The following is a 26,262-nucleotide window of genomic DNA, read 5'->3' as shown; positions in this document are numbered from 1 at the left end:
GTTATAGATGAAACATCTAGGCTGGATATTCAAAATGAATTATACTTAAAAAAAGGGCTACTCTAGGGGGATGTTCCATGAAAATATGGGCTCAGAAGGAATTGCTGCATTATGGTGAGTATCAGGTTGGGCGTATCATTATGGTTACTACTTTGAAGGGTGAAACGACACTTAAATTCAATGTCCTGAACAAGTCTGGAGACATTTTGTATAAGTTTAGACAAAATATGGCGGCAGATAATTTTGAAGTGATTGCCGAAGCGCTATCCTCGAATGATATAGAAGACATTCAGCAGATTTTTAGCAACAATGAGACTGAGTGGGGAGAGTGTAGTTTAGAGGACACGTTAGGTATTTTCGGATTGGAGCTAGTGGATAATTCTGAAATGCTGAAATATGGAAAAAGCGACAATGACACGGTGATCAGCTACTCCTTCTATTCAAGCACGGAGCAAACAGGAGCAGTTTCAAACAAACTAGAGTTTTTTGAAGAAGGAACTTCAGAGCAAGAAATCATCGGGACCTATTTAATGCCGAAGCTGTTGGCAAAAGAGGATTCGGATGTAATCAAGCTGAAGATAGTAGAAAATGGTGAACTAAAGTGTTATCGGATAACTTTGGAAGCAGCCTGAATATCAGAGTGCTTAGCGCTAATAAGGCATTTGTTTAGGCATTCCTTACCTATCTATACGGGAGTGGATTAAGGGGGGACCACTGAAACCGACCCAGAAGCCCTGACTGAGATAGCGAGCGTTTTGGAGCGGCTTGGTTGAGTTTAAAGGATCGAACACGAATCATGGTGTTCGGTCTTTTTTATTATGTTTTCAAAGTTCCTATAACTGAGAATCTTATCTGAAAAGAATCGGTAGTAAACAAGGAACACATGAATCTTTCTTGATGAATATAAAAACATTCATTGTACATTTATTAGAAGTTGATTTACAAGCAGAAAAATCAAAGATTAATGAAGCAAAAAATTAAACAGAAGCTTCAGGATTAAAGTGTCAACAACAATTATGAAGAGAGATAGATTTAGACAGATAAGACCTATTGTTACATTTAAACCCTCATGATATAATTTAGAGGGTTTAAATGTAATGTATAAGGGGGGATATCTTTGAAAGATAAACTATTTCAGCTATTAGAAAAGAGAGACGGGAATCTTTCAATGAGAGAGGCAAGAACTGAAGGAATTGCAGGGGCAACAGTCCAGCGTTTAGTAGAGACGGGAAAACTTGTACGAATTACTAGAGGGTATTATGTACTTGACGGACATGGAGTAGATGAACTGTATATGATTCAGTGTAGGTTTTCAAAGGGGGTATTCTCACATGAAACAGCCTTAGATTTGTATTCTCTTTCTACAAATATTCCTAAAAAAATTCATTTGTCAGTCCCTTCAAATTATCATATTCAGAGAAAATATTTAGAGGAAGAATTTGTACGTATCCATAAAGTTAAGGACAAAGTTTTTGATTTAGGAGTAATTGAAATTAACTCATATCAAGGGAATCCGATTCGAGTATACAATAAAGAAAGAACAATTTGTGATATGTGGAACCCTCGATATAATGCCACGTTTGAAACCAAGCTAGATGCCTTAAAAGACTATATGCGTGAAAAGGATCGCGATCCAATGAAATTGAGAGAATACAGGGAGAAATTGAATGTAGATCCGAGATTAGCTAATTATATGGAAGCTCTATATTGATGAAAGGATAATGATTATGACACCAACTCAGTTTTCAGCTAAAACCAGAAATGTTGCGAGAGAAACAGGATTGAATCCACAACTTGTGCAGCGTCACTACATGATGGATAAATTTTTAGAGAAAATCGCAGAGTCTTCTTATCAAGACGATTTTATTCTAAAAGGTGGTTTCTTATTGGGTTCGAAGTATGGAATCAATACAAGATCCACAATTGATATTGATACGACTATTCGAAGATTCAAAGCTACTGAAGAAAATATTTTAAAAGTGTTTAATGATTTAGTTAAACAGTCGACAAAGGAAGGAATAAAATTTGAGATTAAGAGTATTTCAGAAACAAGAGAGGCAGATTATTATCCTGGCTTCCAAGTGAAATTATTTGGCTATTTAGAAAATACACGTGTTCCCTTTAAAATGGATTTAACAACAGGAGACTCCATTTTACCTGAAGTAACAAAGCATAAACATAAGTTGATGTTTGAAGACAAAATAATAGAAATCCCAGCATATCCAATCGAACAAATAATCGCAGAAAAATTGAGCGCAACACTAAGTTTTGGAGTGGATAATTCACGAGCTAAAGATTTTTATGATTTATATACGATTCCTAAGTTAGAAGAGATTGATCAAAAATCATTATACAAAAGTGTGAGAAATACTTTTTCGAAAAGAGGAAACTTAGAGAAATTAGAATCATACTACGATAGATCCATGGAATCTATTGCTAATAGTACAGAATTAAAAGATCGATGGGATAAATATAAAAAAGAAAATCCGTTCGCTAAAGATATTTCCTATGATGAAACAGTGGATTCAATCAAACAGATTCTAAACGAATGTATCGAACAAGAAAAAATCTCAGACCAGCGAAAAAGATAACATCATTTTAATAAAATAGAGCGGTAATCATGATAAACAATGTCGTGCTAGTTGCCCGTTTAATGAAAGATCTAGATTTACGTATTATACCTGACGGGAATTCTATAGCAACCGTTACATTAGCAGCAAACAGAAATTTTACCAATTAGTCAGGAAATCGAGACGCTGATTTTATCAATTGTGTAATATGGCGAAAATGATCACTATTATTCAAGGAAGCTTTCGTATAAAATCGTGTTGGTGAAGAGGAATTCGAATAAAACTTAGTCCGATATGCGGCGCGTTCTGTGCGCCGCATATTTTTTAGTTCAATTCTTAGAAACGAAGTCATTTTGTTTAAAAATAAATCGTAATTGGGGTTTTTATATCGTGAAATCAGCTAGTCCTTATCGATTGTCTCATTGTATAATAATGACGGGAAAACTGTTGTTAAGGAGGATGAAAAGGTGACAGTAGAATATCAAAAAACACAATTAACTTATGGCGGGTATCGATCAGAACGCGCAATTTGGATCACGCTGTTGAACGGTCAAAGGGCATTAAAGTTCAATATACTAGACCGAAATAGAAACGTTTTATATAGAGTTGAACAAAAAAGCGATGCAGATGGAACGATCGATAGTAAGATTACTTACGAATCACTAACTGAAGAACAAAAAGAAGAAATTCAACAAATTCTTGAAAAAAATGAACCCCACTACAATTGGTGTGACGAAGAAATAGAAGAGGTATTGAGGTATTTTGGCTGTGAAATCGTGCTCTTAGATGAATTAGTGAGACATGCACGAAGGGACAATGAGATTGTGGTCAATTACGTCATTTTCTCAAGCTATGAAGAAGATGAAGAAGGAAATAAAATCGATGACCTATTTGAGATAGATTATTATGATGTCGGTACGATAACGAAAGCGGAGATCGAAAACGAGCTCGTTCAAAAACTCCTGAACCATAAGGAATGGGATATGATCGAAATGAAGATCATAGAAAACGGTCAGATTGATCATTATCTGTTGGAGTTTGAAGAGCGGGATGAGTGAAATTTTTGGGTGAAGGCTTCTTATTTCTGAATGACTATTTTGTTTTCAGTTGGGAATATCGAACAAATAGGCTTTTAGTCCTCGTTTGGTCCAACGAAATAACTCGTTCAAGATGAAATACCTAAGGTTCAGGAAGGTTTTCCCTATAGATAAAAATACTATGATACATTCATTTCGTATTAAAAATAATTAGAAGGAGCGTGTTATAACATGCAAAATATTAAAGAAATGAATGTTCAAGAAATGCAAAAAATTATCGGTGGTGGCAATGCTGATGTAAATTGTGCTATTAACACAGTAGGTGGAGCAGTAACCGGCGGCTTTGACGGAGGTGTCGTAGGATTTTTAGGCTCATGTGTTAAATGGGGATATAATAAAAAACCTCAACATGGTTGGCATTAATGTAATCTAATAGTCCATTCTATAGAATCACGCGAAGCTACTACTAGTTTTAATGTAGAAGACCCGCGGGAAATTAGTCCTTAGAAGATTAAGGATTTGGAAAGGAGCGGTAAAATGAAAAATAAACCGAGTGATTCTGCAATATTTTGGCGTTTTGGTGTAATAGGGATATTTTTATATAAAAAACTTCATGCTAAAAATCAGTGGAAGAAAAAGGGGTATATTTTTACTTGCTTTATGGGGGCTTTCTTTCTTTTTTTTACGTTCTTAGCAATTATCTTAGTTTCTAGTGTTAAGGGGAGTTTGAATTTTAATTTAAGATTAGTTATAGCAAGCCTAGTATTATTATGTTCAATAGGTTATGGCTGTTGGGCTGAATCATTCTTTCGAGGATGAATTACAGAGAAAAATATTTTTTATCCGTCTACACATGATGCAAACGTATTTAATTCGAAAAGTAACACCTTGTTAGAACGACTAAAGACTTTATCTGACTCAGAATAAAAATATCTACCCCAAAACAACTGAGTTGGGGTAGATATTTTTGTTGAGGCATTACTTTTACTGATGTATGCGGTAGAGCGACCAGCGCCAATTTTCTGGATACGTGCTGCTTTTACCAAATCAGTCAATCTTCTTTCGATTGTTTTCTGGCTTAGCTCAGGTGCTAAAATAACGATATCAGCTTTAGAAAGAGGCGTCAGCGAATGATTGAACAGTCTCTTTTTTTACCCCACTTTGCTTTATTCTATCCCGATTATTGCTTTTTAGGGTAGAAAATAGTCATTAAGAGTTCCGCTCACAATTACCAACTGTAGAAAAATTAGTGATTTTTCTGATTATACCAAAGCATCAATCTCTTGCTGCAAGTACAATTAAGCAATATTAGGAAACACTGAATCCTCAAAATGATCTTAAAAACACCAACTCTGAGGGAAAATGAAAACAATGTTAAGCCAATGTTTAGCAGACCATTTAATAGAGGGAATCTGCTTTTTTGATCAGATATTGTCATGAAATTCGCGAAGCTATTGTTGGTTTCTTTTATCTGACGAGTGCTAACATGAGCATAAATATCCTTTACTGAATAGATAAAAATTTGGGTGGATTGGGAGTATGAAATCAAATACTATTAAAGTGGCATAATATGATTCACTCCCAAAAAGCAAAAAAGTAAATAGTCGGTTTCCCAATCCCAAAATAATTTTGCCAAGTTGTGAGAAATGGAGATTTAACCTCTGATATAAGCTAAAATTTGCTAATGAGTCCCAGTTGTTTATCCTTGTTTCTTTTAGAGATGACTTCTGGGGGATGAATCATAATATTAAGAAAATAAAACCGATTTAGGATACAACAGGTTTCAATTTGTAGGATTAGTTAGTGAGTTTCCAAAATAACTGTTAATTTGGGATCAAACTGTCCAGGCTCTTCACCAACACTCATTGACGAAGAGCCCATTATTTGAACAAAAAAACAAAAAGAAAAAAAGGAAACGCCGAAGCATTTCTTTTCAGTGATTTAACGAAAACAACACGATTTGACTTAGAGCCAAAAAAATCGAAGAATCATTGGCAGTTTAATCTTTCCAACGGATCTTCGAGTAAGTATGAATTTTTCAGGTAATAAACTATTAAATACAAAATGCTGAACATATTTTAGTTGAAGTAATAATAGTAGCTTCATCTTTTACTTGTTCTGCGTTGTTGATGGTATCGGCAAATGTGAAGAAATAAAGCTTAGCGCTACATCCAGATACATTTTCATTAAAAAAATTTTGAACATTGTTCATGTAAAACCATTTTTTTAAACTCTTTTTACAATCTGGATTATCTGAATCTATATTTTTTAGGTGCAATAAAAAATGGTTTAAATCAGCCTTACATTCACAAATATCAATAGATAACTCTTCTTTATTTACATGAATCAAATCCACTAAATTATCACCATTACCAATTAGCACTTTTTCATCTTCTTGCGCATTTACACTGATAGATTTCCCTAAATCTTTGCTAGTCTTATAATAAATTTTGGGTTCATGAAAGAAGCGTCTTCTTTTACTTAATTTATTTTTTACAAACGGTGCAACTACAGAAAAATACACAAAAGCAACATATTCAACAAAATTACTTCTAAATCTTTTAAATTCCTCATAATTGAACTGATAGATTAAACTTAAAGTCCTCTTAAGTTTAACCATTCGCAAATATGCGTCAGAATCATCGCCATAAATTATTTTTCGTAATTCCAACTCTTCATCCATTCGAATTAATTCATTTCGTAATCTTTCACCGTTATCCTTATTCCTTTGAAAGAAAGAAAGCACAGTTTCAATTAAATCTGCGTCTTTGCTTAATAAAATTTTTTTTAGATTTATGTTATGAGCATTTTGAAGAACAGATACATAAAATTTATCTCTTTCTATTTCTTCAAATCTGATATTTTTCAACTCCATTTACTCAATAACCTCTAACTCATCAAAAAAATCCAATGGAATAGGGGGGACAGGAAAAACAGTACGGCTAAACATATTTGTCACGACTTCTCTTATATACGGGCCAGTATATCTTCCAACTTCTTTAGCTAAGTTGTTTTTGCTAATTTCGTCATTTGTATCCAAGTCATCATAAACGAAATCTAACTTAAAAATACAGTTCAATGATATATATATTCTTGGATCACTGTCGTTCAAATTCTTCAATTCCTCGCTGTCAATTTTTTGTTCCACAACAGCCAACTTGAACGACACATTTGTAGAATAAACATTATCTTCTTCAGTAAATTGAACAAGATTATTCAAATTGCATTCACCAATAATCGCTAGCTTGATATTATCCGAATCGTTACTAACTTCTTTATCTTCTATCGAAAATTGCTTCAGACTGATATTCGTAATCTCTTTTAGCATCATTATTCTCCTTATTTTTTTCTAATGTAGAAAAATATGAATAAGTATTTGATTCTGGAAATGAAATAGAAATATTACTCCATTTTTTACTATAGTTTTTGTTTAACCTAATAATATTTTTCGATAAAGATGTATAAATCTCATTCGTTATATCTAAAGTTTTTTCTACATCACGATCTTCCAAAGTAGAACTTTCAAAGTTTATTTTTCTCATGAAAACCTGAATTATTGCTTCAATTTCTTGTTTTTTATATCTTGTAAAAGTAGCATCTTTTAAAACAGATTTTAATTGAAGATACTGATCGCAATTAAAATCTTTATTTTCAAAACTCTCCTCGATAGATTTTAAATACATCTTATTGATTTCCATTTTTTCTTCATTCAAATCAGTTTGACTAATATATTTCTTTAATAATGATAGGTATTCAGAAAATTTTGAATTGAAAGCTTTCATCTGGTTTACTTCATAAAGCTCGAATGAATTCATAATTCTCCCTTCTTTCAACTTAATACTAGTATCATAATATCAATCTGTAGAGTTTGATTCAAGTTTTATATAAAAGTACTTTAGTAAAGTGTAGTTGGATGATATGTCAGCGAATTTATTCCCTTAAATAAGAGATGACTTGCTAGATTTGTTTGGCAATCTAAGTGAATCAAGAGCTAATTAACTGATTAGTAAGAAAAAATGATTGTGCTGCTTAGCAAAATAGTATGCGTGCTGAAAATCTGAATCATTTTTCAAAGGCTTGGAAAAATGATTTCATTCAAATGAGGTAGCTTTCAGTCCAACTTTTTGCAGTTATTCATAAATAATCGATAGTATTGTAAACCTGAATGATTCATACTTTTTAAGCTATAACACGCTCACCCGAAAATAGCGAGCAAAAGTTTGATTATTGCTTCAATTTTTATCAAATGGATTGTTTCTCGAAAAAATCGCTGGAAATGAATGACTTTGAGGAAAAAAGGGCGCACGAATCCCATGATGGATAAAATGGATTTTTTTTTGGGTAATTTTTAATCAATTCAATAAAGCGGAAAGGTCTGGAGGCGATGAAGTATCTGCCAAAACAAGTCATCGAAGACATTGGAGCTGGCGAGCAGTACACGAATGTTCCGCGCATGGGTCGTCACTTTCCCGGCAATATGAAACAGTTTGAAGCGGATCGTGGTGATCGTTTCTTAGCGTTCTGCTTCAGGGAACGTCAATTGCTTCATCAACTGGAAAAGATTATAGGCAATTCCACTTAATACCATGCGGCCCTCATTTTGAACAAACGTGATGTGATCGGTTTTATCAAAGAAGAATCCTTCCTTGATCTCCTTAATGTCATTTTCCATGATACCTCGATGTTGGTATATGGGAAAAATCGTTCTCGGAAACAGGTCTTCCAAATTCGTCACAAGAAATTCATGACGAAAAAGGTACGCACCTGCCGGATGCATCGGTTTTACAATCACTCGATGGGACGTTTCCAAGAGTCAGCTTGATAAGTCAGTTCATTCCATTGGACTTCCTGCTTAGTAAAATCGGTCTTATCGGAATAAAGCACATCCTTCTGCCAGACGTCGTGACTTTTGACTTGCCTTCATTCGGATCAGAAACTTTGCTTGGGATTCGTCACAGAGCTGGTAAATTTCTGGTGTCACCCCGTGAACCAGTAACTGGCGCTAGCAGGAAGCCCCATGATGACGCTCAAGGATCGGGCGCAGAAAATCCGCGGCTCCATTGGAGGTATAGACATTTTCCGGCCGCAATTGTGCAACAAGAAACAAGCGAGTCAATCCATCAAAAGCCAACAACGGATGATAACCCGTTGACCCGTAATGACCGTTATAAGCTGTCTGCTCTTGGTGACCAAAAGTATATCCGCATGAGTGGAACCTAAATCAATGACCATTTCGTGACGATTTAATTGCTCAATAAATGTTTCGCCTAACTGCGCATTCAGCGCATGAAAACTCTGGACAGTATTGGTATCCCACCATTGGATAAAACGAGAAAGGGTAGGTTGTGAAGCTAAGGCGTCTTTTCCCAGTGCTAAAGTAAAAATCGGATCGTTAATCAGGTGATCGCTGGCAGATTCAGACTTGTACCCTGCGATCACTTGAAACAACAGTTGCTTAAATAGGTCTTTTGTTGTGTGGGTCGCATATTTTCTAGGATCAGAAAAAAGACAGGTTTCTTCGATACGTGAATCAAAATCGATTCGATGGAGAAATTCTTGCACAAGCAGAAGGCCAGAATCAGAAGATAATTGACCGCCAGTATTAGAAATAGTGAGTTAGGGATTGAATTGTAATTTATTTTGGCGTAAAGTTGACATATAGAGCACTTTTTATTGTGATGTTTTTGTCGACTTAACAATAACACAGGAGGGCTCTTTTTTGTGCATCAAAAAGGTGAAAAGAAAAAACTCGAAGAACCATTGGCAGTTCTAGCTTTCCAAAGGACCTTCGAGTAAGTATGAATTTTTCAGGTATAAGATAAGAATTAAGTAATGGAAAAAAGGAATTATTGAAAAGATAGCATAGTAGAAACCTTTTAAAATCTTATTCAACTAGCATCTGTCAGGATTCAAATGCCATATATAGTAGTTCTCTTCCATCAACTTTAGTGTATAACTAAAACAAAAAATATTGAATTAAAAGGTTTTTTTGGGAGTGATGTTTGTATGGATAAAGCATTTTGTTCTCTAAAAATCGCTACACTGACGAATATTTGGACCTTCTCGAACAAGTATTAATAACAATTACCAACTTTTTATTTAAAATAAGATATTGATTTAAAACGGTCCGCATTAAGTCAGGTACAACTAGATGTTCAGAAAATCCTCAACATAATCTCAAAAAAAATCTTTTGTTCGCTTGACAGGCTAATCCGCTTTCAATAAAATGGACTCAGATATTTAATTAATCAAATAAAAAAGGCACTCTACATTCTGGCGGCGACCAGAATATAGAGCCTTGAAAAGTCAGCGCCAACTGACCAATCAAGTTGCCATAGTCAGTGTATCACACCGACCTCATTATTGTACCAAATTTAAGCTTTTTTTCTAGTCTTTTTTGTGGGGAAATTTCGAGGTGCGGTATACGTTTATTTCGCTATGTCAAAGGTATTGGGCAGACCACGCCCGATACCTTTTTTTGTGTTGCTTTGGCTCGCAATAGAAGTGAGCCGGCCTCTTAGTGAAATCGCTGACGTTTTATTTGAAATCATTACTTATCAGAAAGGGTGGGAATATGGTGGTTCTTCAGGTGTTGACGCATAATGTCGTGGTGGCTCGTGAAGGGAAAGGAGAGTGGGTCTTAGTGAAAAAGGGCATCGGGTTTGGCAAGAAGAAGGGAGACACGGTCGTTGCAACGAATCTTGAAAAGAAATACCGAAAAATTGAATAGTTCAACCATTTGGAGGGTGACTGTTAGGCAGGCTTGATCCATTTCACAAAAAGTGTGAGATGTGTCGGGCCTGCTTTTTTTGCTTTCTCCGATTGGTTGATGAAAAGGAGTTGGTTCTATCAAAAAAGGACTTATTTATGGAGTGATTACCTACACGATCTGGGGCTTTCTGCCGATTTTTTGGAAGCTTCTAGAAGGCATCGACTCGCTGGAGTTGTTGGCATACCGCATCATTTGGTCATTTATAGTGATGACATTGACGTGTCTTTGTTCTTTCAAAAAAGAGAGGCTGGTCCAGCAATTATTGGTGGTGTGGCGAGATGCTAAGGTGCGGCGGAATCTGTGTCTAGCGGCGCTTTCGATCGGCGGCAACTGGGGCGCGTTCATCTATTGTGTCGCCAGTGGTCAGACGACTAGTGCAAGCTTTGCTTATTTTTGTTCGCCGCTTTTTACGGTGTTCTTTGGGCGCTTTTTCTTCAAGGAACAGCTGAATGTCTGGCAGCGATTTGCGGTGGTGCTATTGATGGGAAGTATCTTCACCAAGCTGGTGGCAGGTGCGTCGTTATCCCTCGTGCCACTGTTGATGGCACTTTGTGTGGCTTATTATGGCGTGTTGGAAAAGCAGGGGGCATTAGATCCGATGTTTCGGATGTGGGTGGAGACGGTGATCTTATTACCGGTAGCGCTGGTGATCGTGTGGGTTACCAAGATGCCGTTGGTGTTGCCCATGTGGGAAGGCAATCTGTTATTGATGACCAGCGGCGCTGCGACAGCGTTGCCCTTGATTTTATTTATGGCTGCCAGTAAACGTCTGCCCCAGACGGTATTGGCGATCCTGCAGTATTTGAATCCTGCCTTGATGTTAGCGGTCTCGGTGTTTTTGTTTCGGGAGCCGTGGCATCTCAGCGATTTGTTGACCTATAGCTGGGTCGTGGCGGGAAGTATCGTATTTGTGATTGGACTTATGCAGCATTCTACTAACAAGGAGGACGAAAAACATGACAAAAGAAGAAGTACAACTGACGGCGTTTCAAATCATCAGCATCGCCGGTGATGCGATGGATGATTTTTATCAAGGGATGAACGCTTATCTTGAAGGAATCAATCTAGCCGCTGCGGTGGTGGCGATGAAGCGTGGACAGGAGCGCATGGCAGAAGTGCACAATATCCAAACAAAGCTGATCCAAGCAGAAGTCAATGAGGAAGAGGTGCCGTATTCTCTGGTCATGACCCATGCACAGGACCATCTTGCCAATGCGATCTCGTGGAGTCGGATGTGCCAGCTGCTGATTGAACAGATGGAACGTGAGGAGGTGGAAAGCTATGAGTAAACAATTACAGAAGTTCTCCAATGTCTTGGAAAAGCTCTTTGCACCTTTGGCGGCGAAGCTGGCGGGCAATCTTTATTTGCAAGTGATCGCCACATCCTTCATGACGATCCTGCCGTTGATTTTGATTGGCTCTTTTGCGTTGATCTTGTCACAGCCAATCGTGGATTATCATTTGCTATCCAAAACGGATGTCTTTTATCCCGTGATGAAGGGCTGGGCGCAGGCGGCGGAGGTCTACGGCTCGCACCTGAACTTCTTGTTTGGGGTGACACTAGGCAGTCAGGGTGTCTACCTGTCACTGGCGATCGCCTATAACTTGGCGCAAAAACGTCAGATGAATGTCTTTTTAACTATGCTGGTGGCACTGGTCTCCTTTTTAGTGGTGAATAGTCAATACGTGGAATGGAATTGGGACACAGCTTACTTTGGCGGAACAGGCCTCTTTTCAGCGATCATCACGACCTTTGCGGCGGTGGAGCTGTACCATCTGCTGGTGCGAAAACGCGTGGGGTATATCGCCTTTCCAGATACGGTGCCGGCATCGTTGAAGGAATCTATCGGAGCGTTGGTGCCATTAGCGGTGGTATTTTTGACGATGGTATTGATTCGCATGATCTTTGCGGAGGTCTTCGCGACATCAGTACCAAAACTATTAATGATGATCGGACAGCCGTTGAATCTGGCGGTGGATACGGTCTTCGGGGTCTCACTTGCTTCGGTGGTCTCGCAACTCGGCTGGTGGTTTGGCATCCATAGCAGTGCCATCTTGTCGGTGGTGGCGGTGCGACATTGGGACTGGTGTTGTTGATGCTGCGAAGCAAATCCATTCAGATTCGTACGGTGGGCAAGCTGGCGATCATTCCCGGAATCTTTGGGATCAACGAACCGGTGTTGTTTGGACTGCCGATCGTTTTGAACCCGATTTTCTTGATCCCGTTTCTATTGACCCAAGTGGTGAATATTTTCTTGTGTTACGGAGCGATGGCGGTAGGCTTGGTCAATCGTACACTGATCAATGTCAGCTCCACAGTGCCGGTGGGCGTGGGGCAATGGTTATCCAGCCTTGATTATCGGGCAGTGATCCTGACGGTGGTATGTATCGCCGCCAATATGCTGGTGTACTATCCGTTTTACAAATTGTTTGAAAAAGAGAAGCTGGCAGAAGAACAGCTGCCTTCAGAACAAAACCCAGAAGACGCAATCGAAGTTTACTAGAAAGAAAGGAAGAATGAACATGAACGTATTATTAGTTTGCCAAGCGGGGATGAGTACCGCGATCTTATGCAAAAAAATCAGTGAAGTAGCAGAAAAAGCCGGACAGTCCCTCCACATCGAAGCAGTAGGTCTGGAAAAGGTCGGTCCCAAATCCCACGAAAAACAGCTGGTGATGCTGGCACCTCAAGTCCGCTACGCAGTACCAAATGTCCGCAAAGAAGTACCCGCTGAGATCCCCATCATGGTGATCAACTCCACCGATTTCGGCTTGATGAATGCAGAAGGCGTTTATCAAAATATGATGACAGTAATGGAGAAACGCAAATGAAGGTATTAGTAGGATTCTTCAATTCAGAGAGCAATGAGCATACGCCAAAAACCATGAACAAAGAAAATTTTCTCTTTGCAGAAGGCAACGACATGATATCAAAGATGGGCATTCAGCCCATCTTTGATAATCAAGGTATCCAGCTAATCCCAGGTTTCTATGCAAATGGTCATCCTGGCGGCTTGATCGAACGAGAAGCGTTCGACTATATCCTAGAGCATTTTCTAGCTGCGGTGAAACAGCAGATACGTGAGATCGACGGCATTTATCTCTATCTGCATGGTGCCAGCAAGGTAATGAATCTGCCGGAAGGATCAGCGGAGTTTGTGATTTTACGAGAGATCCGTAAATTAGTAGGAGCATATCTGCCAATCGCCGTGGTGATGGACCCTCACGGCAATGTGACGGAAGAATTCGCGAAGATGACCAATCTGGTGACTTGCTACCGCCACTCGCCACATACAGATATTCAAGAAACATTCGACAAAACAGCGACCCTTTTCTGTGAAATCCTACAAGAACGCACACGAGTAATCCAGCCAGTCTGTCGCAAGCTGCCGATCATCGTAGGCGGCGAACGTTCGGTGTCTTCAGACGAACCAGTCCGTTCTATCAATCAAAAGCTCGATGAATTAGAACAAGACGAACGAATCCTCTGCGCTTCCTTTCATGTAGGCTATGTCCGCCATGACAGTGATCGCTTAGGCTGTGCCGTCACAATAGTACCAGCTGATCAACGCTATCGAAGCTACGCCCAAGAAAAAGCCGATGAACTATCCGACTTTATCCTGCGCCGACGGTATGAGTTTCACTATCACGGCAATTACGGAGAACTGGCACAGGTGTTAGCCGAGGTAGAGAATATGACGGAGAAACCAATCTTCATCACCGATTCAGGAGATAACTGCGGTGCCGGCAGCGATGGCTACAGTACAGTGATCCTGCGACACTTATTGAAGACACATCCCGATTGGCAGAAGCCCACCTTGATCGCAGGCATTATTGACGAAAAAGCAACCACTCAGCTAAATCAACACGCGTTAGGAGAGGCAGTGCAGTTTAAATTAGGAAAAGACCTCGACGAACGATCTAAAACAATATCACTAGAAGGAACGATCGTCTCAAAAGGAGTAGTCAGTCAAGATTACCAAGAAGACCCCATCACAGGATGCGTGATCGGTGTAAAATTAAAGCACTATCCCCTCACGGTGCTAGTGCAACGCGAATCAGTGAGCTTCACAGAACTAGCGCAATTTATGTGGGCAAATGTCTCCATAGAAGACTACGAAGTGATCATAGTAAAACAAGGCTATATTTCACCAGACTTCGACGCCTACGGAGCCCATTGTGTGATGGCTTTAACCGACGGCCCAACACAACAAGCAACAGAAAAGCTGGATTTTAAACAAATCCAGCGTCCAATGTTTCCTTATGATGAACTAGAATACGACTATACGACGAAGACTGATGGGGGATTTGAGTAACGAGTAATCACTAAAACTTAAAAGTATGGGTACTTCCTTCCGTGATTTGACAATTGATTGTTGAATTGCGGGAGGTTTTTTGTGATGGCTATGGGTTTACGAGCGAATATCGTCTCAAAATTCTTCAACTGTTATTTGGGTTGAATAACATTTCGTTTTCCGCGTTTCAAGGGGTCTTAGCTACAAGATTATTTAAATATATACTGGTAGAAATACTAATTTCAAATAAATAGCAGGAGAGATTCTATGAAAAAGAGATTCATGGGGTGACTATTTTTGTTGTCTTTATTCTTTTATAATAGATTTATGAAAGCGAACGCAAAGAGAGTTCTTTTCGGAATTGTCCGCTTAGCTAACGAGAAAAAATTAGTGTAATAGATACTGGATAGTAGGTGATATGATGAGAAAATATACAATAGCAAAAGTAATTAGTATTGATAATAGAGTTCCGATGGGCGCATCTAAGGCCTATTATGGTCATAGTGTGATTTTTCAAGATATTTCTAGTGGCACACTTTTACAGTGGGATACTAAAACGAAATTGAAATACGAAAAAGATGAGATAATCAATTTTACCTATGATGAATTAGATCAAGTAACACCTATGGACTTGTTCAATGAGGATGAGGAAAGAGTGGCTATCTCAAATCCAAGAAAAGTACAGTCCTTGGATTTGCTTCTAGGTAGAAATCCTGTTCAAACACGGACCGACTATTTCTTTGTTACGAGTGTTCGAACCATAGGAGAGAAGTCTTATGTGGTGCTGGTTGACAGCTATTTAGATCAAGCATTGTTTGAAACAGAAGAGCCGGAAAGTTTCAAAAAAGGGAACGTTGTCAAACTTAGGTATAAACAAACAACAAGTGCCACTGAGGCAGATGTGACAGAAGAGGACTTGCAGCATGTCGTTTATTATTTAGTGGATGTTGAAGTGAAGTACAATGTAAGTAATGAGAGAAATGTGAAGTTAAAAGATCGTAGATAAGGTTGTATTGGATTTGTAAGGATATTATTTCAGACTTAGAATCTAAGAAACATTATTACTTTAGATTGCGTCAGAAAGGACAAGACATGAATCGTTTCTTTATCCTATTAATAATAGTAGTGGGACTAGCTTTCATTTACAAATACCTTCTAAACCAATCGAAAGCGCCAACCGGTTGGGTAGGGAGTATCATGATGAAATTATGGAATAAAGTTTACTTGCCCATGGCAAAATGGTGCCTGTCATTCTTACCTGCAAAACAATTTCACCGCATTTTAGATATAAGCGTTGGCAATGGTGCAACCACGTACTACCTCAGTCAAAGATTTAAGGCCGAGACAATCATTGGAATAGATATTTCAGAAAAAGCTATCGAACAAGCAAAAAGATTAAACTCGAATAGCACGATTACGTTCGAAAAAGTAAATATCGAGAAAACAGATTACCCTTCAAATAGCTTTGACCTAATTTGTGCCTTTCAAAATCATTTTCATTGGAGCAATTTGCGAGGGAGTCTTTTAGAGATAAGAAGAATACTGACTGATGATGGTATTCTGCTCATTGGCTGTGAGTATTCTAAGGTTAAATACGTTTTGCCTAAGTTGAAGGAGCCGGATGTGTTTGGGGAGTATTTGGATGATGTTGGGTTGCGGTTGGTGCAGGTGGAACGGGAGCGGGATTGGGTGGTTTATGGGTTGGGAAGAGGGTTATGAAATTAGATTAACAATACTTTGGAGAAATGCATAACTAAATAATTTTGTGTGAGAGACTGCTGGATGTGTGCGTCTCTTTTTTTTGAATTTCAATGAAATGATAAATTATTTATAATAATATCTGTTATTATAGAATAGTAATGTGATAAAGGAGATTAAGTTATGATAAATACGAATATTTGTGATTGGGTTAAGAGACAACCCTACTGGGAACAACGTATAGGTAATGCGATACTCAAGGGAACTGAGCTTAGCGAACGAGACTTGGATGAAATTTATCTGTTGTTTAAAAGTGAAAACGGTTTAATCGGACAGAGGTTGGAAAGAAATCATTTGGAATTATTAGGAACTGTAAATCAAACTAATAGTAAGCAACAAGTTAAATTGAAAAGTATATCAAGTATAACAGGAGTAAACGCCTTGAGTCCAAATGAAACTTTAAAAATTGGGAATCAACTCACATTAATATACGGGGAGAACGGGAGTGGTAAATCAGGATATACTCGTTTATTTAATAATGCTTTCATTTCAAGAGGCGATAAGAGTATTTTACCTAATGTATTTGTTCGAAACAACAATGAAATTGGAGCAACTTTTAGTTTTGAAAATAAAGAGGGTATTTGTACGGATTTGTTTTTTCCAAATGATTTAGGACATGATAATTTCAAAAAAGTATCAGTTTTCGATACGGTTAGTGCAATGAATGATTTAACCAAAGAAACAGAGCTATCTTTTGCACCAATAGAGTTTAGTTTTTTTGATAGCTATATCCATTATTTTACCGAAATTAAATCCAGATTGAGAACGGAGATTGAATCAAAGAGTATTGATAACAATTTTATCGAATATTTTAGTAAGGAGACGGCGATAAAAAAGATTATCGAAAAATTAGATCATCAGACTGATATTAAGCAGTTAAGTGAGTTTGCAAAAGTTACTGAAAAAGACGAAGAAGAGTATAAAAGTAAACAAAAGAGGAAAGTTTTTCTTCTGGGCTTAAATATAAATGAAAAAATGCAAGAGTGTTTAAAGTTCGAAAAAAATTTGAATCTTTTAAAACAAAGAATTTCAGAGTTGAACAATAAATTCTCTAATACAAGAATAGAAAAGACAAAAGAATTAATTAACGAAAGAAACCGCCTGAAAGATCTTTCAGCTGAAGAAGGTATAGAGCAGCTAAAGGGAGAACATATCTATAATTTAGGTACAACTGAATGGAAGGAATTTATTCTTTCAGCCAAAACATATTATGAGTCTGTTAATGAAGAAATTGATCACTGTATTTTTTGTGGGCAGGATATTAAAAACACAGAAGTCATAGATAAATACTGGAGATATTTGAAAAGTGTGGCTGAGCAAAATCTAAAGAAAGCAGAATTGGATATTAAAAGAGTTGCCCAAGATTTTGCTAAACAAAACTTTCAACTACTAGTGCAAGAATCCAAGTTTGATGATTGGTTAAAGAAAAATGAGCCTGAGCTTCGTAAAGTTTTGATTGATGCCGAGGTAGAGTCTGATCAAATTAATAAGCAGCTTATTGATAACTTGGTATCTCTGGAATGGAAATCACTAGTGAATGAATATAGAGTTAGTACAGATTGTTTTGATGTTGCGTTTGAAGCACTCAAGAAAAATATTGAAGTTTTAAATGCCGAAAAAGTTGAAAAGGAATTGGTTGAAATTGATAAATACTTAGACTGGTATCAAGACAAATTACAGTTTGAGAAACTTTTTCCTAAAATCGAAAAATTTTTGAAAGATGTCAAATGGGTATTTTCTGCAAATCTTATCAATATGTCGACAGGTAGAATAACTATGTTTCAGAATAGGTTATTCAAACAATTTGTGACTAATGAATATATAGAAAGATTTTCTGAGGAATGTCAAAAATTAAATGCTGATTTTTCTGCTACGGTTAAACAAAGAGGTAGAAAAGGTACTACGTTAAAAAAACTCACAGTTAAAGGGAGAAAACCTGTTGAGATACTAAGCGAAGGAGAACAAAGATCAATATCTTTAGCAAATTTTCTCGCTGAAACAGCACTTAATGATGATAACGATTGTATCATACTAGATGATCCGGTATGCTCATTGGATTATAAACGAAGAGAATTAATCGCTAAAAGACTGGTCGAAGAGGCAAAAGAGAAACAGGTGGTCATACTTACACATGACATCACATTTTTGTTACTAGTTCAAGACCTTTGTCAGAAGCAAGAAATAGATTATTGCACAACAACAATTAGGAAGATTCAACAAAATTCTGGAATATTACAAAATTCACTTCCGTGGCTCAGCATGCCAGTAAAGAAACGACTTGGAAGTTTGCAGAATAAATTACAAGGTATTGAAAAACTGTATAAAGAAATTGTTCCATCAAATGTTGATAAGGTAGAAGATTATGAAAGGCAAGTAAAACTTTGGTGCGAAGAATTGAGGGAGACATGGGAACGGACTGTAGAAGAGATTCTCTTCAATAATTCACTTCAAAGGTTTAGTCCAGCGATACAAACACAACGTTTGAGAGACGCCCCATTTACTAGAGAACTTTATGAAGAGTTAGAAGCTGGTATGGTAAGTTGTTCAAACTGGGTTCATGATAGAGCCGGCGGATTAGGTGAAGGAGTCCCTAATCCTGAAGAATTGGGTTCATATTTAGCGAATTGCAGGGAATTTGTGAAGAGAAATAGACCGAAGTAATAGAATATAAATGTTCGTAAGGTTTTTATTGAGATGAGGTGTAAAATGTTTAAATATATTTGTCCTTTTGAAGGATTCAAAGATATACAGAGTTTGAAAGGTGAAAAGTATTCTATAGTAATAGACTCAAATATTTGTGTCTACTTAGAATCATATTTTGATCAACCATCGTCAATGATGAATAGATTTTTGAGTAATGATAAAGGTAAAGAAGTTGCATACTCATTGATTGAATTTTTAACAGAAATAAAGACTAATGAAAATTTGACAGTCGATTTCAGTGCAGCAATGGATGAGACATGTAGAGATTCAGTAACTAGAAGTTTGGATGCAAAAAAAATGTTCAGTAGGATAGACAAAATGTTGATTTTACTTGAAGAACTATCTTTATCAGAAGTCATTAACCCCAAAGGCTCATTTGAAAAGTATTTAACTAAAAATTCAGAAGCTGCTGTAAATTATATGGTAAACGATGAGGAGTTCAAATCCAGACAAAAAAAAGAAGATTCTCTTGCATTCAATACTTCATATTTGTATTGTCTAAAAATATTTGAACTTGAAAAGTCTAATATTTCAAGAGAAGAAAAGTTAAAAACTTTTTATGACTATATGAGAAATAATGTAGAGATTTTTTATCAGACACATCTAATTTATTCCATACTTCTGTGGGGTAATTTCAAAACAAGCGATGGGAAATCCTTTAAGAGAATTTATCATGGTGTTAATAAAAAAGGAAAGAAAAGTATGCTTAATGCTGCAATGGATTTATTTTTGGTAAATATCTATCAACAAGATTTAATTAAAAAGGGGAATAAGGTAATCTTTGCTACCAACGATCAGATTTTATCGGAAATAGTTTACAGATATAAATTAATTAAGGTAGTTAGTTTCAAAGATAGCGATGTTAGTAATGAAACAGTTTTTTCCTCATTTAGAATTAAAGATAGTGATCAATTTTCTAATTCTTTTGAGGATGCTTTGAAGAGTATTGAAGATGATACTCAAAGGAGAAAACAAGAACTCATTTTGAAACAAATTGATTTCTTTTCATCACAAAAAGATCGTGAAGAAATTAGACGAAAAGTAATTACTGAAATCGAAAAATATGAATGTGTATTAGGTTTCACGTAGATTGTTTTTTTCTATGTAAGTAAACTATGAAAAGGTTTATTAGTTTTTAAAGGACGCCTTATTTATTTTAAGGATAAAAGCTTTATTTTTATACGAAGATACCAAGAGGTTTATAAGATTATGAAGGGATTACCAATTAAACTGTGCAATTTTAAGTGGTGAAGATTTTTAAAATCCAAAGTTATTATTGAAATATATTAATAATGATTGAAATTGCCGTTTTACAAACTTATCATTATGGTAGTTGGATTAATTTAGTACAATTGAAATTCATTTTTCTTTTCTTAAATAAAAGCAATAATTATTTTATCTATGTATAGTAAAATTGATCTAACAGAAAGAATTTAGACTTTTTAGGTTGTCACAAAAATAATAAGCGATTTTTGTAGATATTATTGAGTTAATGAGTGTTCTTATATTATTTTGACAAGTTGGATGTTTGGGATTATTAAAGATATAATAGTTGTATGTATATGACTCAATAAAATTTTAAACAAGTTTTTAACCAAGCAAGCCTATTTTTTGCATTTTATTAGTAATTTGAAATGGCAATTTTTTACCTTTGTGAAGCGCACAATATATTGTAACCTTAACTAAAGATTAGCCAAAATGTGATAAGATATAAAAGAAAAATTATGATAAGTTTTTCCGGAGTGTAAAGTTCAACTTGAAATGGAGGAAAGGAGTAGAATGCTTAGTAAGCAAGTAAGTAAATTAATTTCTATATTCAGAATTTCATATATAATAAGCCAACCCAAGATAGTACTACTGTGTTGGTTTTTTGTATTAGTGAGACAGGTGATTTTGTGTGAGTGATGAAGTAATGATGATTAAAGGAGAGGCAGAGCGACTTGTAAAAAGCAAGAAACGTGTTCAAAAACATGGTGAGGTTTTTACGCCGCAACGAACTGTCAAAGATATGCTGAATTTGCCAGGGGTAAAAGAGGCTTGCGAAGAGCTACAAAAAACTTTTTTTGAGCCTTCAGCGGGTGAAGGTGCTTTCTTAGTAGAAGTTTTGGCTAGGAAAATGGCTATGGTTGCTCATGAATACAGTAAATCAATGGAACAATATGAAAATTTTTCTTTGTTGGCACTTTCTACTTTATATGGAGTAGAGTTACTAGAAGATAACGCTCAAACTTGCGTAATGAATATGTTCCAAGTATTTAACGACTTTTATCTTGAGCAAGCTCGAAAGCATGGTGAGCCAATAAAGAAGAAAGTTCAAGATAGTGCGAAGACTTTGATTTCAAAAAATATTAATCAGGGTGATTTTTTAACAAGAAAAACACCAGATGGCAAGCCAATAGTTTTTAGTGAATGGACACCTAAATTTTTGAGAAAAGGTCAAAAGAAAATCACTATTAATCGGACGGAGTATTCATTGGATGATATTTATATAGGTCTGAAACGTGATCCTGGAGAAGCCTACTCTACTCCTGTCATTGCGGAACAATTAAATTTGTTCTCATTCGACGATGATATCATTGAAGAGAAGATAAGTGTTCCTGTGTTACGTTACGTGGCAGTTCCTATTACAGAAGTTTATAAGGAAGAGATGGAGGAAGTTGATGACAACAGTAACTAAATCTAAAGCAAAATACTTCGATTTTCTACCAAAATATGGAGCTAAGCTAGAAAGTTTTCTTGGTATTCCCAATTTAGTTGATGCGATAAACACGTATCGTGCGATGGTTAATCAAATTCCTAATGAAGTTGCTATTGGAACAAGGCGTTATTCTGAAATTGCAGCAAGAAAAATTGCTTTAAATGTCGGGATTAATCAGTCTAATATGAATTATGTAAATGTACTTAGAGAACTCAAAAGAAGAGATAGTATCACAACGACTATAGCTGATTTATTTCATAAGTTACGAAAAAATGGTAACATTGCTGCTCATGAAAATGGAATCATTCCTGTTTCTGAGGCGGTAGAATCGTTAATTACTCTTGATAAATTACTTAGGGTATTTGCATATAATCTATCAAGTAATAAGTCATTCGACCCAGGGGTTGAAATTAATGATGAAATGTTTGTGGTTACTTATAATACCTTTGATCGTAAACTTATCTATATACAAAGCGCGAGAGATACTGATGGTACATGGAAAATGTATCAAGGACTGGAAAAGATTGGAGATGCATCAGTCCCAGAAGATTACGAGGCGGACTTTACTCCTAACAGTGAGTATCTTCGAAAACATGCTACTAAACGAATTAAGCAATATATGACTACTGCTGGAGTACCTTTTGTCGTTCACTGGGCTCAGTTAGCAGTAAATAACAAAAATCAATTTTTCCGAGATCATGATGTTCATGAAGTTTTAAAACGTTCAGGGTACAACCCTCAGACCATTGGAGAAGATGATGTAGGTAAGCCGAATGAGTGGTTTAATGTCACGGTTGATATTGCTAAAGAAGCTATTCAAGCGGTGAAAGATGGCAAGGGCAGTCTCAAATCAAAAACAGATGATTTTGATGAATTTCAAATTAATTTTAGACCAGAACAAAAAGATGCGATTAATCAAACAAAGAAAGTTTTCAAAACTAAGGATGAAATGCTTTGGAATGCAAAAATGCGTTTTGGCAAGACTTTATCTGCTTTGCAAGTAATCAAAGAGAGCGGATACAAGAAAGTTTTGATTATGACTCATAGACCAGTGGTTAGCGATGGTTGGTTCAATGATTTCAAGAAAATATTTACTGACGATTCGTATATTTATGGTTCAAGACAGCAAGGCGAAAGGATTAAAAATCTTGTAGATACTGACAAACCCTTTGTTTACTTCGCTAGTATTCAAGACCTACGTGGTTCTGAATGGGCAGGTGGAAAACAAGGTGATAAAAACCATGAGTTTCTTGCAATAGGTTGGGATCTTATTATTATTGATGAGGCTCATGAAGGCAACGAAACGGAATTGGCAAATAATGTAAAAGCTAAGTTGCGTGAGGAACATACCAAGGTGTTAGAACTTTCAGGAACTCCTTTTAATCTTTTTGATAAATACGATGATGATAATATCTTCACTTGGGATTATACAATGGAGCAAGAAGCAAAAGAACGGTGGTCTGTAGAGCATCCTAATGAACCAAATCCGTATGAAGGGTTACCTAAAGTATCGATGTACACCTTTGAAATTCCTAATAAGTTTGATTATTTTGATGAAAATAAGGCTTTTAACTTTCGTGAGTTCTTTAGGGTTAAAGAAGATGATGAAACAAAGCTCATTCATGAAGATGATGTTCGCAAATTTCTTGATTATATTACAACAAACGATGCTAAAACCAATTTTCCTTTTTCCAAACAAGAATTTAGAGAAAATCTTCGTCATACATTGTGGTTAATGCCAGGGGTTAAAGAAGCAAATGCTTTTGAACGTGTACTTGCCACTCACCCTGTATTTAAGGAATACAACATTGCAAACGTGGTAAAAACTGGTGATAGCGAACATGCTAGTGATTCAGATTTGCAGTTAGTGCGCAATGCAATTGGCGAGAATCCTGCTAAGTCTAAAACAATTACGTTAACAGTACGTAAACTTACCACAGGAGTAAATGTGCCAGAGTGGACAGGTGTATTTTTTCTTTCCAATACAGAAAGTCCAACCTCATACTTGCAAGCTGCATTCCGTGCACAGACCCCATTTAATCATGCTGAGCTCGGAGTGAAGAAAAATTGTTATATTTTTGATTTTGCACCAGACCGTGCTTTAAAGATTATGAGTGAAAGTGTTGGGCTTACTAGTAAGAAAGGTAAAGTTAATAGTTTAGAGCAAAAGAAAAAACTTGAAAACATGCTCAATTTCTTCCCTATATTGGGACAGCAAGGTAATACAATGAAGGAGTTTAGTGTTGATAGAATGCTCACTGCTTTAAAGAAAGCTTACGCAGAAAAGGCAGTCAATACTGGTTTTGAGGACACTTCACTTTATAACGATAACCTTTTGAATCTTGATCAAGTTGATCTTACAAAATTTGAAGAGTTGAAGAAAATTGTTGGTTCAAGTAAACCAACAAAACACAAAGACTTCATAGTTTCTGAAAATGGTATGGATATTGAAGAATACGAAAAGGGTTCTAAAGGAGAACGAAAAGAGAAAAAAGATCGTACACCAGAGGAACAAGCTGCAGTTGAAAAGATTAAAAAGTTAAGAGAGCAACGTACGAAGATGATTTCGGTACTTCGAGGAGTATCTATCCGAATTCCAATGATGATTTACGGGATGGATGTCGATATAAAAGATGAAATCACATTAGATATGTTCATAAATTTGGTAGATGAAAAATCTTGGAATGAATTTATGCCTATGGGTCTGACTAAAGAAAAATTCAAAGACTTTACCAAGTATTACGATGGTGAAGTCTTTGTAGAGGCGGGGCGTATTATTCGTCAGAAGGCAAAGTCATATGATGAGTTAGATGTTATTCCCCGTACGGAAAAGATTGCTAAATTATTCAGTTCATTTAAAAATCCGGATAAAGAAACAGTACTAACTCCTTGGCGTGTTGTGAATATGCACAGCATTAACACACTTGGTGGCTTGTCTTTCTTTGATAATGACTTCCAAAACAATACAATTGATGGTCAATTAGTTTATAGATGGGTTAACAATTTTAATACAAAGAAAATTTATACCGAAGAAACCACTTTCCTTGATATGAATTCTAAAACTGGCCTGTATCCATTATTTGTTGCAACTAGTTTATACCAAAAACTATTTGAGGAAATTAATAATCAAAAAGCTGGACGAGTTAATGGAGTTGAGCTTGTAGAATTATGGAAAAAAGTTTTGAAAAATAATGTTTATGCTGTTGCTAAAACACCGATGGCAAAAACTATTACTAAACGAACTTTAGCAGGATTCAAAGATTATTCTACAAATATCGAATATGTGGAAGACTTAACAAAACAACTGAAAGATTCAGTTGATGAAGGAGTTAATTTGATCAAGGAGGCGTTTCACGGAGTGAAATTCGATGTAATAATTTCAAATCCACCTTATCAGGAGATGGATGGGGGCGCACAAGCAAGTGCAAGTCCTATTTACCAAAATTTTGTTAAGGCAGGAAAAGAATTAAATCCAAGTTATATGACTCAAATCACACCTAGTCGTTGGTATGTGGGTGGGAAAGGTCTGGATGATTATCGTGATGAGATGTTAAATGATCCACATTTACGTGAGTTACACGACTGGTTGACTCCAGAGGATATTTTTCCTAAAACAAATATCCGTGGAGGAATATGCTATTTCTTATGGGACAAAAAGTATGACAATACAAAAAATCTGACACGTGTAGTAACGTATGAGGATAACAAAGTAATTGAAGATGTAATGAGATCTATGAAGATTGAAGGAGTGGATGTATTTGTCCGCGACAGTAAGGCAGTGAGTATTTTAAAGAAAATAATTACTTTAAACGGAGAATTGTTAAATGATAATTGGCTTTCTAAATTTACTTCGCCATTGAAGCCATTTGGTTTCCGCGGATACTTTATTAAAGATCCTAGGTTTCATGCTGACGTAGACGGGCTAAATGAACCAATAAAATGCTATGGTAAAGGTGTGATTGGTTATGTTGAGCGGGATGAAATAACAACTCGACAAGAGTGGATTAATGATTGGAAGGTATACACCGCTCGGGCAAACAATATTGGAACAGAGCTTAACGACGATAATTTAAATTCATTTGTTGGAGAACCAAGCTCGATATGTACCGAAACCTATATCGTACTTGGGGCAGAGCTCAAGTTAGACGAAGGATCGGCTACTAATTTGACAAAGTATCTAAAAACTAAGTTTGTCCGTTATTTACATGGTCTATCGAAAGGAAGTCAGGACGCAACAGCCAAAACTTATCGCTTCGTTCCTCTTCAAGATTTTTCTATTAAATCAGATATTGATTGGACTAAACCTGTGTCAGATTTAGATGCCCAACTTGTTAAAAAGTATGGAATAGATAAGGATGAAGCCAAACACATTGATAATAAAATTAAATCAATGTAGATCTTTGGAGAATGTAATATAAACCGTGTAAGT

Annotated in this window: 21 protein-coding genes and 4 pseudogenes; 19 read left to right on the top strand and 6 right to left on the bottom strand. The window is 36.3% G+C overall.

Annotated elements, in window-relative coordinates:
• Positions 1-77: 77 nt before the first annotated feature.
• The 7 genes and pseudogenes from KQI58_RS11190 (at position 78) to KQI58_RS11155 (ending at position 4,426) form a co-directional block, all read left to right on the top strand.
• Positions 78-632: a hypothetical protein gene (locus KQI58_RS11190; RefSeq protein WP_216409080.1), complete on the top strand. Its 555-nt coding sequence runs from the start codon at positions 78-80 to the stop codon at positions 630-632.
• A 485-nt stretch (positions 633-1,117) separates the two neighbouring features.
• Positions 1,118-1,711, top strand: coding sequence for a type IV toxin-antitoxin system AbiEi family antitoxin domain-containing protein (locus KQI58_RS11185; protein WP_070504966.1), 594 nt, complete (start codon positions 1,118-1,120; stop codon positions 1,709-1,711).
• 16 nt (positions 1,712-1,727) lie between these two features.
• Positions 1,728-2,591: a nucleotidyl transferase AbiEii/AbiGii toxin family protein gene (locus KQI58_RS11180; protein ID WP_216409079.1), complete on the top strand. Its 864-nt coding sequence runs from the start codon at positions 1,728-1,730 to the stop codon at positions 2,589-2,591.
• Between the two features lie 29 nt (positions 2,592-2,620).
• Positions 2,621-2,737: pseudogene (locus KQI58_RS11175) on the top strand (single-stranded DNA-binding protein); the annotation flags it as partial.
• A gap of 300 nt (positions 2,738-3,037) precedes the next feature.
• Positions 3,038-3,628, top strand: coding sequence for a hypothetical protein (locus KQI58_RS22715; protein WP_253295902.1), 591 nt, complete (start codon positions 3,038-3,040; stop codon positions 3,626-3,628).
• A gap of 210 nt (positions 3,629-3,838) precedes the next feature.
• Positions 3,839-4,030: a Blp family class II bacteriocin gene (locus KQI58_RS11160; protein WP_216409077.1), complete on the top strand. Its 192-nt coding sequence runs from the start codon at positions 3,839-3,841 to the stop codon at positions 4,028-4,030.
• Positions 4,031-4,144: 114 nt separating this feature from the next.
• Positions 4,145-4,426: a hypothetical protein gene (locus tag KQI58_RS11155; RefSeq protein WP_216409076.1), complete on the top strand. Its 282-nt coding sequence runs from the start codon at positions 4,145-4,147 to the stop codon at positions 4,424-4,426.
• Positions 4,427-5,660: 1,234 nt separating this feature from the next.
• Here KQI58_RS11155 and KQI58_RS11150 read toward each other — a convergent pair.
• From KQI58_RS11150 to KQI58_RS22700, 6 genes and pseudogenes are all read right to left on the bottom strand, one after another.
• The gene (locus tag KQI58_RS11150; protein ID WP_216409075.1) at positions 5,661-6,482 is read right to left on the bottom strand and encodes a hypothetical protein; all 822 of its coding nucleotides are present in this window, start codon (positions 6,480-6,482) and stop codon (positions 5,661-5,663) included.
• Entirely contained in the window at positions 6,483-6,935 is a 453-nt protein-coding gene (locus KQI58_RS11145) for a hypothetical protein (RefSeq protein ID WP_216409074.1), read from the bottom strand. It abuts the gene before it with no gap.
• Positions 6,883-7,422 carry a hypothetical protein gene (locus KQI58_RS11140; protein ID WP_216409072.1) on the bottom strand — a complete coding sequence of 180 codons (540 nt, stop codon included), beginning with the start codon at positions 7,420-7,422 and terminating at the stop codon, positions 6,883-6,885. Before KQI58_RS11140 ends, KQI58_RS11145 begins: the two co-directional genes overlap by 53 nt.
• A gap of 542 nt (positions 7,423-7,964) precedes the next feature.
• Positions 7,965-8,399, bottom strand: a pseudogene (locus KQI58_RS22710) (transposase).
• A 210-nt stretch (positions 8,400-8,609) separates the two neighbouring features.
• Positions 8,610-8,753 (bottom strand): annotated as a pseudogene (locus KQI58_RS22705) (transposase); the annotation flags it as partial.
• Complete coding sequence (locus tag KQI58_RS22700; protein WP_437177523.1) at positions 8,720-9,217, bottom strand: transposase; 498 nt, start codon at positions 9,215-9,217, stop codon at positions 8,720-8,722. The pseudogene KQI58_RS22705 and the gene KQI58_RS22700, both read right to left, overlap by 34 nt.
• A gap of 964 nt (positions 9,218-10,181) precedes the next feature.
• Here KQI58_RS22700 and KQI58_RS11130 point away from each other — a divergent pair.
• The 12 genes and pseudogenes from KQI58_RS11130 to KQI58_RS11075 all read left to right on the top strand — a co-directional run bounded on the left by KQI58_RS11130 (position 10,182) and on the right by KQI58_RS11075 (position 26,229).
• Positions 10,182-10,337 carry a CAT RNA binding domain-containing protein gene (locus tag KQI58_RS11130; RefSeq protein WP_083291850.1) on the top strand — a complete coding sequence of 52 codons (156 nt, stop codon included), beginning with the start codon at positions 10,182-10,184 and terminating at the stop codon, positions 10,335-10,337.
• A gap of 118 nt (positions 10,338-10,455) precedes the next feature.
• Positions 10,456-11,391 (top strand): EamA family transporter RarD, encoded by a 936-nt coding sequence (gene rarD, locus KQI58_RS11125; protein WP_367397935.1) that lies wholly within the window; start codon positions 10,456-10,458, stop codon positions 11,389-11,391.
• The gene (locus KQI58_RS11120; RefSeq protein ID WP_070504969.1) at positions 11,336-11,668 is read left to right on the top strand and encodes a PTS lactose/cellobiose transporter subunit IIA; all 333 of its coding nucleotides are present in this window, start codon (positions 11,336-11,338) and stop codon (positions 11,666-11,668) included. Before rarD ends, KQI58_RS11120 begins: the two co-directional genes overlap by 56 nt.
• Positions 11,661-12,883, top strand: a pseudogene (locus KQI58_RS11115) (PTS sugar transporter subunit IIC). The gene KQI58_RS11120 and the pseudogene KQI58_RS11115 overlap by 8 nt, the downstream one beginning before the upstream one ends.
• Before the next feature lie 19 nt (positions 12,884-12,902).
• Positions 12,903-13,211: a hypothetical protein gene (locus KQI58_RS11110; protein WP_016177972.1), complete on the top strand. Its 309-nt coding sequence runs from the start codon at positions 12,903-12,905 to the stop codon at positions 13,209-13,211.
• Positions 13,208-14,695 (top strand): M81 family metallopeptidase, encoded by a 1,488-nt coding sequence (locus tag KQI58_RS11105; protein WP_216409069.1) that lies wholly within the window; start codon positions 13,208-13,210, stop codon positions 14,693-14,695. Before KQI58_RS11110 ends, KQI58_RS11105 begins: the two co-directional genes overlap by 4 nt.
• Before the next feature lie 400 nt (positions 14,696-15,095).
• Positions 15,096-15,680: a hypothetical protein gene (locus KQI58_RS11100; protein WP_102873223.1), complete on the top strand. Its 585-nt coding sequence runs from the start codon at positions 15,096-15,098 to the stop codon at positions 15,678-15,680.
• Between the two features lie 194 nt (positions 15,681-15,874).
• On the top strand, positions 15,875-16,393 hold the full coding sequence (locus tag KQI58_RS11095; protein ID WP_253295899.1) for a class I SAM-dependent methyltransferase: 519 nt from the start codon (positions 15,875-15,877) through the stop codon (positions 16,391-16,393).
• Positions 16,394-16,555: 162 nt separating this feature from the next.
• The gene (locus tag KQI58_RS11090; RefSeq protein WP_216409065.1) at positions 16,556-19,093 is read left to right on the top strand and encodes an AAA family ATPase; all 2,538 of its coding nucleotides are present in this window, start codon (positions 16,556-16,558) and stop codon (positions 19,091-19,093) included.
• A gap of 45 nt (positions 19,094-19,138) precedes the next feature.
• Entirely contained in the window at positions 19,139-20,224 is a 1,086-nt protein-coding gene (locus KQI58_RS11085; protein ID WP_216409063.1) for a hypothetical protein, read from the top strand.
• An 808-nt stretch (positions 20,225-21,032) separates the two neighbouring features.
• Complete coding sequence (locus KQI58_RS11080; protein WP_367397931.1) at positions 21,033-21,812, top strand: methylase; 780 nt, start codon at positions 21,033-21,035, stop codon at positions 21,810-21,812.
• Entirely contained in the window at positions 21,796-26,229 is a 4,434-nt protein-coding gene (locus KQI58_RS11075; RefSeq protein WP_216409061.1) for an Eco57I restriction-modification methylase domain-containing protein, read from the top strand. The genes KQI58_RS11080 and KQI58_RS11075 overlap by 17 nt, the downstream gene beginning before the upstream one ends.
• Positions 26,230-26,262 lie beyond the last annotated feature (33 nt).

Origin of the sequence: Enterococcus raffinosus (assembly GCF_018917525.1) — a bacterium.
GTDB lineage: Bacteria > Bacillota > Bacilli > Lactobacillales > Enterococcaceae > Enterococcus_A > Enterococcus_A raffinosus_A.
The sequence above is the reverse complement of the archived record's forward strand: the minus strand, read 5'-3'. Positions and strand labels throughout refer to the sequence as shown.

Coding starts and splice junctions, on each gene's coding strand:
- KQI58_RS11190 (WP_216409080.1), top strand. CDS start 78: ATGAAAATATGGGCTCAGAAGGAATTGCTGCATTATGGTGAGTATCAG.
- KQI58_RS11180 (WP_216409079.1), top strand. CDS start 1,728: ATGACACCAACTCAGTTTTCAGCTAAAACCAGAAATGTTGCGAGAGAA.
- KQI58_RS11160 (WP_216409077.1), top strand. CDS start 3,839: ATGCAAAATATTAAAGAAATGAATGTTCAAGAAATGCAAAAAATTATC.
- KQI58_RS11155 (WP_216409076.1), top strand. CDS start 4,145: ATGAAAAATAAACCGAGTGATTCTGCAATATTTTGGCGTTTTGGTGTA.
- KQI58_RS11150 (WP_216409075.1), bottom strand. CDS start 6,482: ATGGAGTTGAAAAATATCAGATTTGAAGAAATAGAAAGAGATAAATTT.
- KQI58_RS11145 (WP_216409074.1), bottom strand. CDS start 6,935: ATGCTAAAAGAGATTACGAATATCAGTCTGAAGCAATTTTCGATAGAA.
- KQI58_RS11140 (WP_216409072.1), bottom strand. CDS start 7,422: ATGAATTCATTCGAGCTTTATGAAGTAAACCAGATGAAAGCTTTCAAT.
- KQI58_RS11130 (WP_083291850.1), top strand. CDS start 10,182: ATGGTGGTTCTTCAGGTGTTGACGCATAATGTCGTGGTGGCTCGTGAA.
- KQI58_RS11120 (WP_070504969.1), top strand. CDS start 11,336: ATGACAAAAGAAGAAGTACAACTGACGGCGTTTCAAATCATCAGCATC.
- KQI58_RS11110 (WP_016177972.1), top strand. CDS start 12,903: ATGAACGTATTATTAGTTTGCCAAGCGGGGATGAGTACCGCGATCTTA.
- KQI58_RS11105 (WP_216409069.1), top strand. CDS start 13,208: ATGAAGGTATTAGTAGGATTCTTCAATTCAGAGAGCAATGAGCATACG.
- KQI58_RS11100 (WP_102873223.1), top strand. CDS start 15,096: ATGAGAAAATATACAATAGCAAAAGTAATTAGTATTGATAATAGAGTT.
- KQI58_RS11095 (WP_253295899.1), top strand. CDS start 15,875: ATGAAATTATGGAATAAAGTTTACTTGCCCATGGCAAAATGGTGCCTG.
- KQI58_RS11090 (WP_216409065.1), top strand. CDS start 16,556: ATGATAAATACGAATATTTGTGATTGGGTTAAGAGACAACCCTACTGG.
- KQI58_RS11085 (WP_216409063.1), top strand. CDS start 19,139: ATGTTTAAATATATTTGTCCTTTTGAAGGATTCAAAGATATACAGAGT.
- KQI58_RS11075 (WP_216409061.1), top strand. CDS start 21,796: ATGACAACAGTAACTAAATCTAAAGCAAAATACTTCGATTTTCTACCA.